Genomic DNA, 15,987 nt, shown 5'->3' with positions numbered 1-15,987 from the left:
TGCGTCCCAGACGGTAAGAACAGCTGCCAACGGAGGTTGGCGAACCCCAACTCTACCTTTGGTCGGACCGATCGGCGATAACGGCCCGTTCCACAGGCACCTCGATGACGTCCTCGGGAATATCGTCGGTGATCGGATCGGTACTTGCGGCTTTGGGGATCAACGTATCATCGAGAGCGATCGCAGCGTCGCTGAGATGGTCGATCTCTTCTGCCATGTCAGGTCTCCGTTCTGCTTAGCTCTGGATGCACCGGCATTTCGGTCAGCCGACCAGAAGCAATTTCATCAGGCGATTCAGTCAGCCTAATGCGCTGATCTGTGCATCACAAGAACGTCTGGTTAAAGCCCTGGATGATTTTCCGAGCTGCATCGAAGGCCCAGGCTGCGTGAGCGCATCAGCTCAATGCTGGTGCGCCCGTTTGGAAGACGATTTCAGGATCTCCTTCTTCACCAACGACCGGATCGCCTTCGCGTTTCCAGACGAGGGCGCCTGCATGATGATGGGCGAGTTCCTTCACCTCCAGGATGGCGGCTTCCTCCGTTGCGGCGAGCCGGGGTTCGAACGACTGGAGAGGCTTACCTTCGTCATTGAGATCGAAAGCTACGAGGAATATGGCGGTAAACGATACTGGCATCGCGAGACCTCAGGCGGTTCCGTGTTTCGGGCATTCGGGCTACTTTTCAAGGGTTTCTCGTCCTTCTGGTTGCCTTTCGTTAGCGCCGAATGGATGCGCGCCATCTCTTCGTCGGAGGCATCGATGGGCGAACTGGAAGCGTCACGGATGTCCGAACTGGTCTGGGCTATGGTGTCGTCCGTGGGGCGGTCGTTGAGGCCGTCCGTGTTTTTGGTCATGGGGGTCTCCATCCTGGTGAGAGAACGATGTCGGGCGGGTTTTGTGCCCGCGCGTGGGCGAAATGAAGTACGGTTCCTTCCGTCTTGAAACCTTGCCGGAATCCCTCAGCGGTTGACAGTGGACGAAGGCGACTGCGGTCTCTGGGTGGGATGAGGTCTCAGTCGAGGAATTGGTCACTAAGCAAGTCCAGCACGCTCCTGATGGATTCAGTCCTCGTCGATATGCTCTTCAACGGCAGATTCGACGAGATTCGAATTCAGGAAACCCTTGCAGAGTACATCCGCACTTTGCGGAATTGGGTGAAGTGCCTGCTGCCGCATGCTCATGAACTTCGAGAACCCTTCCGAGGAAAAGGCCGCGGCCGCTCAGGATGAGCTCATTGTCCGTTTGAGCCCCGCGAGGCGGCTAAGCACGGGCTATTCTTCATCACTTCGCTTTGCGGTTCATGATGGCACACCACCGAACTCAATAGATGCGACGATCGAAGAGGTAGCTCTGATAATGCGCTCTTCTCTGCCTCAAACATATCGACCTGACATTCGTCTAGTAGCGCCCCTTACTTTGGTCTGAAAGAAGCGAGTTCATTGGTCTAAATATTGGCCCGACCTTACGCGGATCCACAAGTGGTCCGATGCGGATAAATTTAACATACGTCCCGGAATGTGGCGGCGCTGAAATGCTGTGAGGTGGGTCAGTAACTGCGCTCAAATCCCGGTCCGCATGTCGGCTCCAACAGGGGCCACTCATGAACTCGCGCACTTCCAAGGGGAGGAAGAAATGGCTGTCAAGCTCAACCAACACGACCTGGAATTCGTTCTGAAACAGATTAAGATTGCCGAGGCGCATGCGAGCGGCATCCCGTTGAACGAAATTCGTGTCGACGAGAACGGCGTCTACGGCACCGAGGGCATGTTGGCGATCAGCCAGCCGCACTTGCCCTACGGGCTGCGCACGGTGGATGGAAGCTACAACAACATCATCCCTGGCCGCGAGCTCTGGGGCGCCGCCGACCAGACCATGCCCCGCATGTTCGACCCCCACTGGCGGAACGAGACGGACGGAGACACTTTCGACCCTGACGGACCGACGCAGCCCGCTCCGAGTATTACCGACGGTAACTACAGTAGCGGCGGCGAGACACCTCTAACCGGCGGAAGCGTCGTAGATGCAGACCCGCGTACGATTTCGAATCTGATCGTTGATCAGAGCCCCAACAATCCTGCGGCGCTGATCGCCGCACTTAGGCATGCCGGCCATGAAGGTGACCTGAACGCGAAGATGGCTTCGGTGACCGCGCCCTTCGCGGTCCTGCACATTTTGAAGGTGGCCAATGCCAGGGTCGATAGCTGGCAGAAGATGTTCGACGACGTCAATGCAACCATAGAGGCTGCAGTAGAGGCGGGCGAGACCCCAAGCCCGGCCCTGACAGGACTTGTCCCGATGCTGGAGGGGAACCTCCTGGGTGCCCAGGGAGCAGCCGCGGGTGCATTAGCTACGGCCAATGCATACTCCCTTCCCGGTGTCGATGACGATGGCGATCCTGCTACGCCTACGGTTACAATCACGGGCGCGCAGAACGTTCTGAATCACGTCGCCGCGGAACTCGGCATAGAGTTCGAGGCTGATGGCACTTCGCTTAAAATTCCCAACGTCGCGCCCGATGAGGGGCTGTCTGCTCCATTCAATGGCTGGATGACCTTCTTCGGCCAGTTCTTCGACCACGGCCTGGACCTGATTTCCAAGGGCGGTGACGGCACGATCTATGTGCCGCTTGATCCGGACGATCCGCTCTATGTGCCGGGCGGCTTCACCAACTTCATGGTGCTGACGCGTGCCACGCAAGTCGCAGGAGCCGGCGTAGACGGTGTGCTGGGCACAGAAGATGACACGCAGCGCGAGGCGGTCAACACCACGACCCCGTTCATCGACCAGAACCAGACTTATACTTCGCACCCGTCCCACCAGGTGTTCCTGCGTGAGTACAAACTGGATGCGGACGGGATTCCTGTCGCGACCGGCAGACTGCTTGACGGGGCAAACGGCCTCCCGACCTGGAAGGACGTCAAGGAGCAGGCAAGGGAGATGCTTGGCATCGAACTGACCGACCGTGACGTCTTCAATATACCGTTGGTTCGCACCGATCTCTACGGCGAGTTCGTCCGGGATCCGGTGACCGGCTTTGCACAGGTCATCATCAATATCGGCTTTGATGGCATTCCCAATACCGCCGACGACATCACCATGAGTGGAACGCCGGGGGTACCCGTCAAGCTGAACCCGGCCGACGGTGGCACTGAGCCGATTCGTACCTCGCATTCCTTCCTCGACGACATCGCCCACAATGCGGTGCCGGTGCTCAGTACAACTGGGGTTTTGCTGACCGACGGCGTGCCTGTCGGAGAGGTCGATCCCGCCGGCAATGCCGTCCAGTTCAATCCACTGACGGGCCGCAACACCGAATATGACAACGAACTGCTGGACGCCCATTTCGTCACCGGTGACGGGCGCGGCAACGAAAATATCGGTTTGACCGCCGTTCATCATGTGTTCCATTCCGAACACAATCGCCAGGTAGCCGTGACGCAACTGGAAATCCTGAAGTCGGGGGAACTAGCCTTCATCAACGAATGGCTGATAACCGACCTGACGCAGGCGGAGATGGACGCCATTCCGACCGGCGGCGTGGCTCTGGCCACGTATGCACAGTCGCTGAACTGGGACGGCGAACGCCTTTTCCAGACTGCGCGCTTTGCCACCGAGATGCAGTATCAGCACCTGGTCTTCGAGGAGTTCGGCCGCAAGGTACAGCCGCTGATCGACGTCTTCGTCTTCAACACCCAGACCGACATCGATCCGGCGATTTTCGCCGAGTTCGCCCATGTGGTCTACCGCTTCGGTCACTCGATGCTGACCGAAGAAATCTCGCGCATGTTCCTTGATGCGGCTGGCAATCCTATCGTTTACGACGAGAATGGCGTTGCCAGTTCTGCTGTGGGCAATCTTGCGGAATGGTCGCAGGACATCGGCCTGATCGAGGCTTTCCTCAATCCGGTCGAGTTCGACCAGGGCGGTACAATCACGCACGACCAGGCGGCGGGTGCGATCTTCCGCGGCATGTCGCTGGTTCGCGGCAACGAAATCGATGAGTTTGTGGTCGATGCGCTGCGCACAAATCTGCTCGGCCTGCCGCTCGATCTCGCTGCGATCAATATTGCTCGCGGTCGCGACACCGGCATGCCGACGCTCAACCAGGCACGCGAGCAGCTCTACGCAGCGACTAATTCGACTTTCGTGAAACCTTATGAGAGCTGGGCGGAGTTGGCGGCGAACCTTAAAAATCCCGCTTCCGTCATCAACTTCATTGCGGCTTATGGCACGCATCCCACTCTTCTTGCACTGGAAGACGGGACACTCGATCAGAAGCGGGCGGCAGCCACGCTCCTCGTCCTCGGCGGCGTGGGAGCTCCCGCGGACCGTCTTGCCTTCCTCAATAGCACCGGCGCCTGGACCGCTGCCAGCAGCGGTCTCAACGATATCGATCTGTGGGTCGGCGGCCTGGCCGAGAAGAAGATGCCGTTTGGCGGGATGCTCGGTTCGACCTTCAATGCTGTGTTCGAAGCCCAAATGGAGATGCTGCAGGACCAGGACCGGTTCTACTACCTGACGCGTACGCAGGGGCTGAACCTGCTTAACGAGCTCGAGAACAATGCGTTCTCGAAGATGATTGCTATCAACTCCGACATGGTCGGAGCAGGTGCTGATGGGATCCGCGGTACCGAAGACGACATCGAGAGCCCGTATCGTACCGGCGTCGATTCGTTCGCCAAGCACGACTACGTCCTCAACGTCGATCTTGCCAAGCAGGTCGAGGCTGATCCGGAACATGACGATGAGCATCTGAATGCCATCGGCATGACCAAGGTGCAGCGCGACAACCTGCTGACCGACGACGATGAAACCCCTCTAAACAACTACATCCGCTTCATCGGCGGTGAGCACGTCGTCATTGCCGGTTCGGAAGGGGCCGACACGATCATTGCCGACTACGGCGACGATGCGATCTGGGGTGGTGGCGGCAATGACCGGATCGAGGGCGGCGCCGGCGTCGACCTGATCATTGGTGGTGCCGGCAACGACATTATCACTGACTTGGGCGACACCGGCGACTTCATCAAGGGCGAAGACGGCGACGACGTGATCGCCAACTCGAACGGCCTCGACATCCTGATGGGCGGCGACGGCAAGGATGTATTCTTCGTCGGTGTGGACGCCACGGAAGTGTTCGCAGGCGAGGGTGACGACTTCATACTCGGCGGCGCCGACCACGACTTTCTGCTGGGCAATGAAGGCAGTGACTGGATGGAGGGCGGCGACGGCTTCGACGTCCTCAACGGAGACAATTCCGAGCTGTTCTTCAACTCGACCATCCTCGGCCATGACGTGATGTTCGCCGGCGAGAACGAGAACGACTTCGACGCAGAATCCGGCGACGACATCATGGTGCAGGGCGAAAGCGTCATGCGCAACGAAGGCATGTTCGGCTTCGACTGGGCCATACACAAGGGCAACCGCATTGCGGCCGATTCCGACATGCGCATCCCGATCTTCACCACTGTTGCTGACGACATCCTACGCGACCGCTTCGACCAGACCGAAGCATTGTCGGGCTGGCAGCATAACGACGTGCTGCGCGGCGATGACCGAGGCAGCCAGGAAGAAATCGAGACCGAACTCGACATGACCAACCACGAACTCAGCTGGGCAGGCGTAGATCGCATCGATGGCCTCGAAGAGCTGTTGGGTGGCCTGTTGGCACCGCGTCCGACCGAACCTGGCGTCGATCTCGAAAAGGCGGTTGCCTTCAAGTCGGGCAACGTCCTCATCGGCGGCGACGGTAACGACACATTCGAGGGTCGCGGTGGCGACGACTTCATCCACGGCGACGCCTGGCTGAACGTGCGCATCCGCATCACGGGGGTCGGTCAGGAAAACACCGACGCAAATGAGATCGCGACGGTCGACACGCTGAAGCACGTCTTCGCCGCTGGCGAACTCGATACGGGCGGGCAGCCGATCCCTGCGGCCTGGGTCGGCAAGTCGCTTTATACTCTGATGCTCGAGCGGACGATCGTGCCAAACCAGATGCACATCGTGCGCGAGATCAAGTACGACGATGACATCAGCGACAACGTCGATACGGCGATCTTCGCCGGCAACAGGGACTGGTATGAAATCACGGAGTTCGAGGACGGCAAGGTCCGTGTCGCACGCCGTGAGATGGAAGAGGTCGATCCGCAGATCGACGAAGGGGTCGATACCCTTATCGGCATCGAACGCATCCAGTTCTCCGACCAGACCGTTGTCCTGCAGCAGTCCGGCAATCACGAACCGGTCGGCCGCCTAGTTATCGACGGCCTCCCTGCCAGGGAGGGCGTGACGCTCAGCGTGTCGGCAGCGGGTGTTTATGACGCCAATAATCCCGGCGTTGTCGGCAGCGGCAATGTCGGTTACCTCAACTATCGCTGGCAGATAGAGCGCAACGACGGCACGGGCGACTATATCAACATTCCTGGTTCGTTCGGCACCACCTTTACGCCGGGTGATGAGCATACCGGCCTGCGCATCCGCGTCGTCGGCACTTACGTCGATCAGGGCGGCGTCACCGAGACGGTCATGTCACTAACCACCGATGTGGTCGTCGGCACCAACGATGAACCGGTCGGACCGCTTCTGATCAGCGACATGTCGCCGACAGAGGGCCAGACCCTTACCATGACGGTGGCCTTCAATGACGCAGACGGCATCACCGATGCGTTCGAGGAAGGCCTGATTGCCTATCAGTGGCAGTGGGCGAACTCGCCGTCCGGACCTTGGACCGATGTTGCGGGAGCAACCGGACTGAGCTGGACCATTCCCACAACGGGAAGCGGCAGTAGCGACTTTGGCGGGCGCTACCTCCGTGCCGAGGTCATCTACACCGACGACCTCGCCAATGTGCATACCGTACGCTCGGAAGTGACCGAGGTTGTCGGCGAATTGATCAACGGCAGCAATGGTAACAACAACCCGCTGAACGGCAGCGTTGGCGGCGATACGATCAACGGCAATGATGGCAACGATATGCTCAACGGTCTCGTTGGCAATGATGTATTAAACGGTGGGGACGACAACGATACACTGAATGGCAACGAGGGCCACGACACGCTGGACGGCGAGGGTGAGAACGACAACGTCAATGGCGGCGCGGGTGACGACACGATCATTTATCGCAATGGCGACGATGACGACAACATCGATGGCGGCGCGGATACTGATACCGTGCGTGTGCTCGGAGCCGATGGCAACACGGCTGACTCGGTCAACGTCACCTACAATGGGACGACCATCACCCGGGTCGAATTTACTACGGGCGATGATGCCGATATAGGCAATGTCGAACACATCAGTTTGGACCTCGGTAACGGTGTCGATACGCTGAGTTACGCGGCAACCGCCGCAGCGGTCGATGTAAATCTGCTCACCGGTGCGGCGACGGGCTTCAGTTACATCCGTAACGTGGAGAACGTCACCGGCGGCTCCGGCGATGATACCATCAAGGGCGACAACCTCGCCAACGTTCTCAGCGGCGGCGCTGCCGGCGTGGACACGATCCGAGGCGGATTCGGCAACGACACCATCAGCGGCGGCACCGGCAACGACTTGCTCTACGGGGAGGATGGCGACGACGTCATTAACGGCGGTGTTGGCAATGACCGCATCGATGGTGGTGCGGGCAACGACACGGTCACCTATGCCGGCGCTGCAGTTGGCGTAATTGTCACGCTGGCGTCAGCTGCGACGACCCTGGCAGCGGCAATGGCAGCTGGTGCCGAGGACCTTCTCGTTGACATAGAAAACCTGACCGGCAGCAGCCAAAACGACACTCTCACCGGCAATGCGGGAGCCAACCGCATCGACGGCGGCGCGGGAGCCGACATCATGACCGGCGGTGCCGGCGCCGACACCTATGTCATCGATGACGTGACGGGCACGGGGGTTCAACGCGACCAGGTGGTCGAATTGACCGGGGGCGGCAACGATACGGTGGAAGGCTCGGTATCGATCGACCTGACCGCCGCCGGGCTGGTCGGGCAGGAGATAGAAAACATCGTCCTCACCGGCGGCGGAGCCATCAACGCCACCGGTAACGGTCTAGATAATCGCATTACCGGCAACTCGGGAAACAACATCCTCGACGGCGGACTTGGTAGTGATACGGCTGTGATGGCGGGCCTGCTTTCCAACACAGCCTTCGACTTCTCAGGCGGCGAACTGCGCATGACTACGGCCGGTAACGACATCCTGCGGAATATCGAGAGGATCGAGGTCGGCGGCATCGCTTTCAACGTGGTCAGCGGCAACGACAGCAACAACACGCTAAACGGAACTGCCGAACGAGACATCCTTCTGGGCATCGACGGCGACGATACGCTCAACGGCGGCGACGGGGATGACCTCCTGGTGGGTGGTGCCGGTGCCGATGCGATGAACGGAGGTGCTGGCAACGACACCTACTACGTCGACGACTCCTCCGGCGGCAGTGTTGACACGGTCACGGAAGCTGCCGCGGGCGGAACGGACACCGTCATTCTTTCGGCATCCGGCAACTACACCCTCGGCAGCAATGTCGAGAACCTGGTGGTAGTCGGCGGCGGCACCCGAACACTGAGCGGCAACATCCTGGCCAACGACATTACTGGGGGCACCGGAAACGACACCATCAACGGCAATGACGGCGCTGACACGCTTCGTGGCGGCAGCGGCAACGACGACCTGAACGGCGGAGCAGGCGATGACATCCTCATCGGGGGCACAGGCGATGACGATCTCGTCGGCGGCGCCGGTATCGACACGGCGGTGTTCGCTGGTCCGGCCAGCGGCTACTCGTTCAGCTTCAACGGTAGTGGTTCGACGCTGACGATCGATGATATTGATAACTCCAACGGCGACGAAGGTGACTCCCAGCTCGAGCAGATGGGCGGTGCCAACGGCATTGAGCGCGTGCAGTTCGCCGACCGTACCTTCGTGATCAACACTGGCACAGCCGGGGACAACACGATCGTCGCCCCTAGCACCGAGGGGCAGATTATTTTCGGCCTAGCCGGCAACGACGAGATCCGAGGCAGCGAAGGCGACGACATCATCGTCGGCGGTGCCGGAGATGACTCCCTCTTCGGTAGCAACCTCCCCGAAGGGGACAACGCCACCACGGGCGCGACCGACAACGACACCTTCATCTGGAATGTCGGCGATGGAAGCGATGCGATCAACGGCGGCTTCGAAGGCGCTGGCGGCGACACGTTCGTTGTCAATGGAGACGGGGCGAGCGAAACCTATCGCATCTACACGGTCGACGAGGCGATTGCCCGGATCGCATATGAAGATGGCGATGTCGGCGGCGATTTCGAAGCCGAGATCGTGATTACCCGCCAGGTCGGCGGCGGCGCTGAGGTGGTCATCGCGGCGATGACCGACATCGAGGAGATTGTCGTAAACGCCGCAGGCGGCACGAACAACATTCAGATGTTCGGGGATTTCAGCCTGACCAGTCTCCGGCCCAACACGATCACGGTCGTGGGCGGAGCGGGCGACGACACGGTGAATATTTCGTCGCTGCTTTCGGCGCACCGTATCGTGTTCAAGACCGGTGGCGGAGATGATGTGATCGTTGGAACGCTGAGGCCGCAGGACGTGATTGAGCTTCCGGAGGGAACAACGATCGCGGACTACGAAGTGACGATCGATGAGGGGACCGGCCAGGTGGAGCTTGTCGGTGACAACCATACGATCCGCTTCAGCGCAAGTAATGGAATGCCGCGATTCGCCTCTGATGATGACTGGATGTCAGAGTATGATGATGGTGAATTTGAAGAAGACGATGGGGAAGATGGGGACGAATACGAAGAAGAAGAGGAGGACGACGAAGAGGACAGTGATGATGACACGCCGCCTGCCGATGACGACGATCATGAGGATGAGGATGACGACGTCCCCTCTCCGGTGGGGGGAGACGACGATGACGATCCGGTTGTGCCTGGCGGCAATGACAACGGAAATGTGACCGCACCGAGACTGTTGATCGGTACGGCTGCAGCCGACGCCCTGATGGGCGCCGCAATGGACGATACGCTGCTGGGTGGGGCCGCCGGCGACATTCTGGCCGGTGAGGGCGGCAATGACGCCCTGCGTGGTGAGGATGGCGACGACGTGCTGTCGGGCGGAGATGGTGACGACACGATGAGTGGCGGTGCCGGTGACGACGAACTGCATGGTGGGTCGGGCGCGGACATGCTGTTCGGCAATGCCGGGAGCGACCTGATCTACGGCGATGCCGGCGACGACCATATCGAGGCTGGAGCCGGCGACGACAAGTCTTGGGGCGGGGCCGGCAACGACATAGTGCTCGCCACGGCGGGCGACGGATCCGACCAGTACTGGGGCGGCGAGGGCAACGATACGCTCGACTATTCCATCGCCACCGGCAACCTGACTGTGGACCTCGGCAACGGGTTCATGGGGCGTGGCCAGATCAACGGCAATGGCGCTACGGACACGGTCTACGGGTTCGAAAACGTCATCGGCGGCTCCGGCCATGATACGATAATGGCGACCACCGCGGTCAACGTCATGGACGGCGGGCTCGGCAACGACACGTTCCGCTTCCAGAGTGTGGCAGCGGTGCATGGCGATACGATCTACGGCTTCTCGCCGGGCGACAAGATCAACTTCTCGGCCATCGATTCCAACGCGACGGTGGATGGCAAGCAGTCGTTCTCGCTCAATGCCGGCACGACGCTGACTGCAGCCGGCCAGGTGGCTGTCTCCTATGACGTCCGCGATGGCAACGAGGTCACCCTCATCCGGGGCAATACCGACGGCAACCCGGATGCAGACTTCGAACTGACACTAGTGGGGCGCCATACGCTCACCGCCAACGACTTCAATGGGGTCTCCTGATCCTGACCTGACGTCGGGCTCCGGCCACCGAGGTGGCCGGAGCAGCGCCAAGCGAACTGTAAGGGGAACGTCATGACGAACAAGAAGACGAATGCCAATTACGGGCCGGACAAGGTCCGGGGCATCTTTGCCTACCTTTTCGGTCTTTCGGGTATCATCAATATACTGGCGCTGACGGGCGCCTTTTACATGTTGCAGATCTATGACCGCGCGCTGACCAGTGGCAGCGTCTCGACGCTGGTGGCGCTATCGGTGTTGGCGATCGGCCTCTATCTTTTCCAGGGGATCTTCGACATCCTGCGCTCACAGATCCTTATCCGGCTGGGTGCCCGGCTCGACCAGCAACTGGCGCCGCTGGCCCACACCGTGTCGATCGAGATGCCGCGATACGGCTATTCGACATCGGAAGCCATGGAGCGCGGCCGCGATGTCGATACGTTGCGCGCGTTCCTCTCCAGCCAGGGGCCGATTGCGCTATTCGACCTTCCGTGGATGCCGATATATCTGGCCTTCGTCTGGCTGTTGCATCCGATGCTGGGCCTTTTGACGATCGGTGGCGCTATCGTTTTGGGGCTGATCACCCTGATTGCCGAGCTGATGACGCGACGCAGCGCCCAGTCGATGATCAAGGCTTCGGTGACCCGCAATTCCGTCGCCGACTCCAATGCCCGCAACGCCGACATCCTGCACGCCATGGGCATCACGGCGCGAGCCGTCGAGCGCTTCGAGATCGCCAACCGCCAGCACCTGGAGAGCCAGACCCGGACCTCCGACATCAGCGCCACCCTGTCAGGGCTTTCAAAAGTGCTTCGGATGATGCTGCAGTCGGCGATCCTCGGGCTTGGCGCCTATCTGGCCATCCAAGGCGATATGTCTGCCGGCGCCATCATCGCATCCTCGATCGTCACTGCCCGTGCGCTTGCGCCGGTCGACCAGGTCATCGCGCAGTGGAAGGGTTTCGTGAGTGCGCGGCGCAGCAACCGCCGGCTGGCCGAGACACTGGCGGTGATCAAGGACAAGTCGGGACTGGTGGAGCTGCCAACCCCGAGCCAGAGCTTGGTTGTCGACAACATCACGACGGTTGCGCCGGCCACCGGCGCTGTCTTGCTGAGTGAAGCGAGCTTCGAATTGACGGCCGGCCAGGCGCTCGGACTGATCGGCCCGTCGGGCGGTGGGAAAACCACGCTCGCTCGCTCCATCCTCGGCATATGGCCGCTTCTACGAGGCTCGGTGCGGATCGATGGCGCGGACCTGAGCCAATGGAACGAGGATTTCTACTGTCGTCATGTCGGCTACCTGCCGCAGGAAGTTGCGCTCATGGAAGGCACGATCGCCGACAACATCTCGCGCTTCGCCAAGGTACCCGATGCCCGCATGATCATCAGTGCTGCACGGGCAGCGGGTATTCACGAAATGGTGGTGCATCTGCGCGACGGCTACCAGACGGAACTCGGTCCGCACGGGACCGCACTTTCGGCTGGCCAGCGCCAGCGCATCGGTCTGGCCCGGGCGCTCTACGGAGATCCCTTCCTGGTCGTTCTCGATGAGCCGAACTCCAATCTCGATGCCGAAGGCGAAGAGGCATTGACCCAGGCGATTGCATCGGTCCGGCGGCGCAATGGTATCGTTGTCATCGTCGCCCATCGTCCAAGTGCGCTGCAGGCGGTGGACATGGTCGGGGTGGTGCAAGCCGGCCGTCTGGTCGCCTTTGGCCCTAAGGACCAGGTCCTGCAGCCGAACAAGGCGCGCCCCGTGGTTGTGGAGCGCGCTGCCCCTATGGAGCGTCCCGCCCGGTCGCTCGTTGCTGAATAGGAGATGTCGTCATGCCCGTCATGGAAGACACACTCGTTCTCGGCCTCCCGAATGACGGCAAGGCCACCGTCGCCCCCGCGAACGCATTTCGGCTAAGCGAAGGCACACCGCGCGGGCGCGCGAAGTATGGAGTATTGCCGGCGCTGCTGGTCGGAGCGGTCGGAGCGGAGCTGGCAGGCTCCGACGACCTGGATCAGGACCTGCAGCGGTTCACCAAACCCTATGACGACGAAACCGTCGGCAGTAATCCGCCCACGGACCACAGCGTCCAGCGGATAGAGGATGTCGCTGCCTTCCTGCGGGAAATGGCCAACGAGATCGCGGCGCAGGATGGGGGCACAGGTGTCGCTCGCGTTACTTCCGTTAGGCTGCGTTATGGAGCCAGCGAGTTCTACTCTTCCTCGGCGCACATGGAGAGGCTGCTGCGCGCCTTCAATGACAACGGGCAAGTATCCTGGAACGAGGACAGTTTCCGGTTCCCGATCCGACCCCTCAACGGGTTTGGCAACCACGCGTTCAGCAACTCATGGAAAGGCACGCCGACACCTCGCCCACTGGATCGATCGGACTCAGGGCCGGATGATGGCTGGTTCCCGCAGCCCGGAGGGCATGACCCCAGACCAAGGCCCGGTGATGACGACGAAGATGATCGCCTCAACCGCCTGCCAACCACGTCCGGCCGCTCGACGCTGCCGAATACGATGATGAACTTGTCGACTCTGATCTTTCTCGGTGATCTTCTTCGACTGGTCCACGATGCCGACGGGGATACCCTGTCCATCTACAATCTGCGGGCGTCATCGGGCGATGTCGAAGCCTATGGACCGGGGCGGTGGCTTTACACACCTGACCGCGGTGCGCTCGGCGAGGTGACATTCACCTATCATGTGAGCGACGGATACGGCGTCATCACTGTTCAGGCGACGATGAGCATCGTCAAGCCGCCGCCGCGTGAGTTTAGCGGAACTGATGGCGACGACCGCCTGATTGGAACGCCGTTCGAAGATATTATCGATGGACGCGGCGGCGACGATTTCATCTATGGTCGCGAAAGCGACGACATCGTTTTCGGGGGGTGGGGCGATGACAGCCTGATTGGCGGAGATGGTAACGATCTCCTTCATGGCGATGCCGGGCGCGACATCATCTTCGGTGGCAGAGGCAACGATGTTCTCTTCGGGGGCGATGGGAACGACGATCTTTATGGCGAGGCGGGCAATGACACCCTGATGGGCGGTGTCGGCAACGACCGCCTGATGGGCGGGGAGGGCAATGACCGGCTATTCGGCGACGATGGTGATGACGTCCTCCTCGGCGAGTCGGGCAACGATCTCCTCGAAGGCGGCACCGGCGATGACGATCTGTCTGGTGGCGGCGGCAATGATGTGGTCCTTGCCGGAGCGGGCGATGACGTCCTTCGCATGGCTTTTGCCGGCGAAGAGCAACGCCAGGCCAGCCTCGCTCCTACCGATGGCGACGATGTCTACTCCGGCGGTCAAGGCACCGACAATCTGGACACCAGCGCTGCGAAGGCAGCTGTCGCGATCGACCTGAAGGCCGGGACTGCCACGGGAGAGACGATCGGTTCCGATCAGGTGGAATCGATCGAGAATGTCGTTGGCACGGGGTATGACGACACGATCACCGGCGACGACAGCGACAATGCCATTCATGCGGGTGGCGGCGATGATGTGCTGACGGGCGGGAAGGGCGACGACACCCTCCGTGCGGAGGACGGCGACGATACCATTGTTGTTTCCACCGCGTCCGACGATTGTGATGATGACGGCGACGATGTCTACTCCGGCGGTGAAGGCACCGACACTCTGGACGCCAGTGCTGCGAAGGCCTCTATCCAGGTAGACCTGAAGGCCGGGACTGCCACGGGAGAGACAATCGGTTCCGACCAGGTGGAAGCGATTGAGAACGTCGTTGGCACGGCTCATGACGACACGATCACCGGCGACGATGGCGATAATGCCATCCATGCGGGCGCCGGCGACGATGTGCTGACGGGCGGCAACGGCGACGACACCATTTGTACCGAGGACGGCGACGATACCATTGTTGTTTCCACCGCGTCCGACGATTGCGATGATGACGGCGGCGATGTCTATTTCGGGGGTGAAGGCACCGATACGCTGGACGCCAGTGCTGCGAATGCATCTGTCGAGGTCGACCTGAAGGCCAGGACTGCGACGGGAGAGACGATCGGTTCCGATCAGGTGGAAGAGATCGAGAATGTCGTCGGCTCGGGGTATGACGACACGATCATCGGCGACGATAGCGACAATGCCATCCATGCGGGTGGCGGCGACGACCTGCTCATGGGCGCCGGTGGCGATGACACCATCCGTGCGGAGGATGGTGACGATGTTGTTCTCGTCGTCGTGTCCTCTGCAGGTGACGATGGCGACGATGTCTATGATGGTGGAGATGGGGTCGACACCCTCGATCTCACGGCCCTCGTCGAAGCCGTCGTGGCCGATTTCGAAGCACGTCACATCGAGGGCAGCGAGATCGGCCGCGACACGATCATCGACTTCGAGATCGTTAGGGGCGGCCGGGGCAACGACCAGTTGAGCGGTGACGAGGCTAGCGACATCCTGCATGGTGGTGCCGGCAATGACCGCCTGAAGGGTCGGGACGGCGACGATATCCTCGTCGGCGGCGATGGCCAAGACGAAGTCCAAGGCAACGGTGGCAACGACACCTTTCTCGTTTTCGCCCGCACGGATGGGGGGGCGGTCTCGGACGGCAACGACAGCTTCGATGGCGGTGACGGCGTCGATATCTATGATACCTCCGCCACCAGGCTGGGGGTGATGATCGATCTCTATGCCGGCCATGTGATCGGTACCGAGATCGGTGCGGATCTCCTGACAAGCGTCGAAGGGGCCATCGGCGGCAGCGGCGACGACACGATCGTTGACGGGTTTGGTGTGACGATCATGACGGGTGGCGCCGGCAATGACATCTTCGTCTTCGGCCTCGGCTCCGCTGGAGGAGATCACCGCGACGAGATCCGCGATTTTGCGGCCGGAGACCGGGTTGACATCTCCAGCCTGGGCAACCTTGTTTTCGATGGCCTGGGTGTCGACGGAGAGGACATTGCCGGCGGGGCACGGGCAGGCCGCATCACCTTTTATCATCAGCAGTTCGAAGATGGGGAACAGACCGTGGTGCGAGCGATCATTGACCTCGAGCGCGACGAGGACATCGAGATCCTGCTGCAAGGTCGCTACCACCTGACGGAGCAGGATTTCCTGTTGGCCGCGCTGGAGCAGGCATCCCATGACAATGGATCGGCCTGAGCAGTCGAACA

Annotated in this window: 5 protein-coding genes; 4 read left to right on the top strand and 1 reads right to left on the bottom strand. The window is 60.7% G+C overall.

The genetic code is table 11. The features are described from left to right. Positions 1–52 precede the first annotated feature (52 nt). The gene (locus LH464_RS19075; protein WP_226787995.1) at positions 53–217 is read right to left on the bottom strand and encodes a hypothetical protein; all 165 of its coding nucleotides are present in this window, start codon (positions 215–217) and stop codon (positions 53–55) included. A gap of 169 nt (positions 218–386) precedes the next feature. On the opposite strand from LH464_RS19075, the gene LH464_RS19070 reads away from it, so the two are divergent. The 4 genes from LH464_RS19070 to LH464_RS19055 all read left to right on the top strand — a co-directional run bounded on the left by LH464_RS19070 (position 387) and on the right by LH464_RS19055 (position 15,976). Then, positions 387–941 (top strand): hypothetical protein, encoded by a 555-nt coding sequence (locus LH464_RS19070; RefSeq protein WP_226787994.1) that lies wholly within the window; start codon positions 387–389, stop codon positions 939–941. A 690-nt stretch (positions 942–1,631) separates the two neighbouring features. Then, positions 1,632–10,850 carry a peroxidase family protein gene (locus LH464_RS19065; RefSeq protein ID WP_226787993.1) on the top strand — a complete coding sequence of 3,073 codons (9,219 nt, stop codon included), beginning with the start codon at positions 1,632–1,634 and terminating at the stop codon, positions 10,848–10,850. 72 nt (positions 10,851–10,922) lie between these two features. Then, the gene (locus LH464_RS19060; RefSeq protein WP_226787992.1) at positions 10,923–12,662 is read left to right on the top strand and encodes a type I secretion system permease/ATPase; all 1,740 of its coding nucleotides are present in this window, start codon (positions 10,923–10,925) and stop codon (positions 12,660–12,662) included. A gap of 11 nt (positions 12,663–12,673) precedes the next feature. Continuing rightward, positions 12,674–15,976, top strand: a complete 3,303-nt coding sequence (locus LH464_RS19055) for a cadherin-like domain-containing protein (RefSeq protein WP_226787991.1) — start codon at positions 12,674–12,676, stop codon at positions 15,974–15,976. Positions 15,977–15,987 lie beyond the last annotated feature (11 nt).

Origin of the sequence: Pseudorhizobium xiangyangii (assembly GCF_020531965.1) — a bacterium.
GTDB classification, from domain to species: domain Bacteria; phylum Pseudomonadota; class Alphaproteobacteria; order Rhizobiales; family Rhizobiaceae; genus Neorhizobium; species Neorhizobium xiangyangii.
Note: the sequence above shows the minus strand (reverse complement) of the source record. Positions and strands in the feature narration are given on the sequence as shown.

Bases quoted from the DNA above. Each gene is read 5' to 3' on its own strand.
- LH464_RS19075 (WP_226787995.1), bottom strand. From the start codon at position 217: ATGGCAGAAGAGATCGACCATCTCAGCGACGCTGCGATCGCTCTCGAT.
- LH464_RS19065 (WP_226787993.1), top strand. From the start codon at position 1,632: ATGGCTGTCAAGCTCAACCAACACGACCTGGAATTCGTTCTGAAACAG.
- LH464_RS19060 (WP_226787992.1), top strand. From the start codon at position 10,923: ATGACGAACAAGAAGACGAATGCCAATTACGGGCCGGACAAGGTCCGG.
- LH464_RS19055 (WP_226787991.1), top strand. From the start codon at position 12,674: ATGCCCGTCATGGAAGACACACTCGTTCTCGGCCTCCCGAATGACGGC.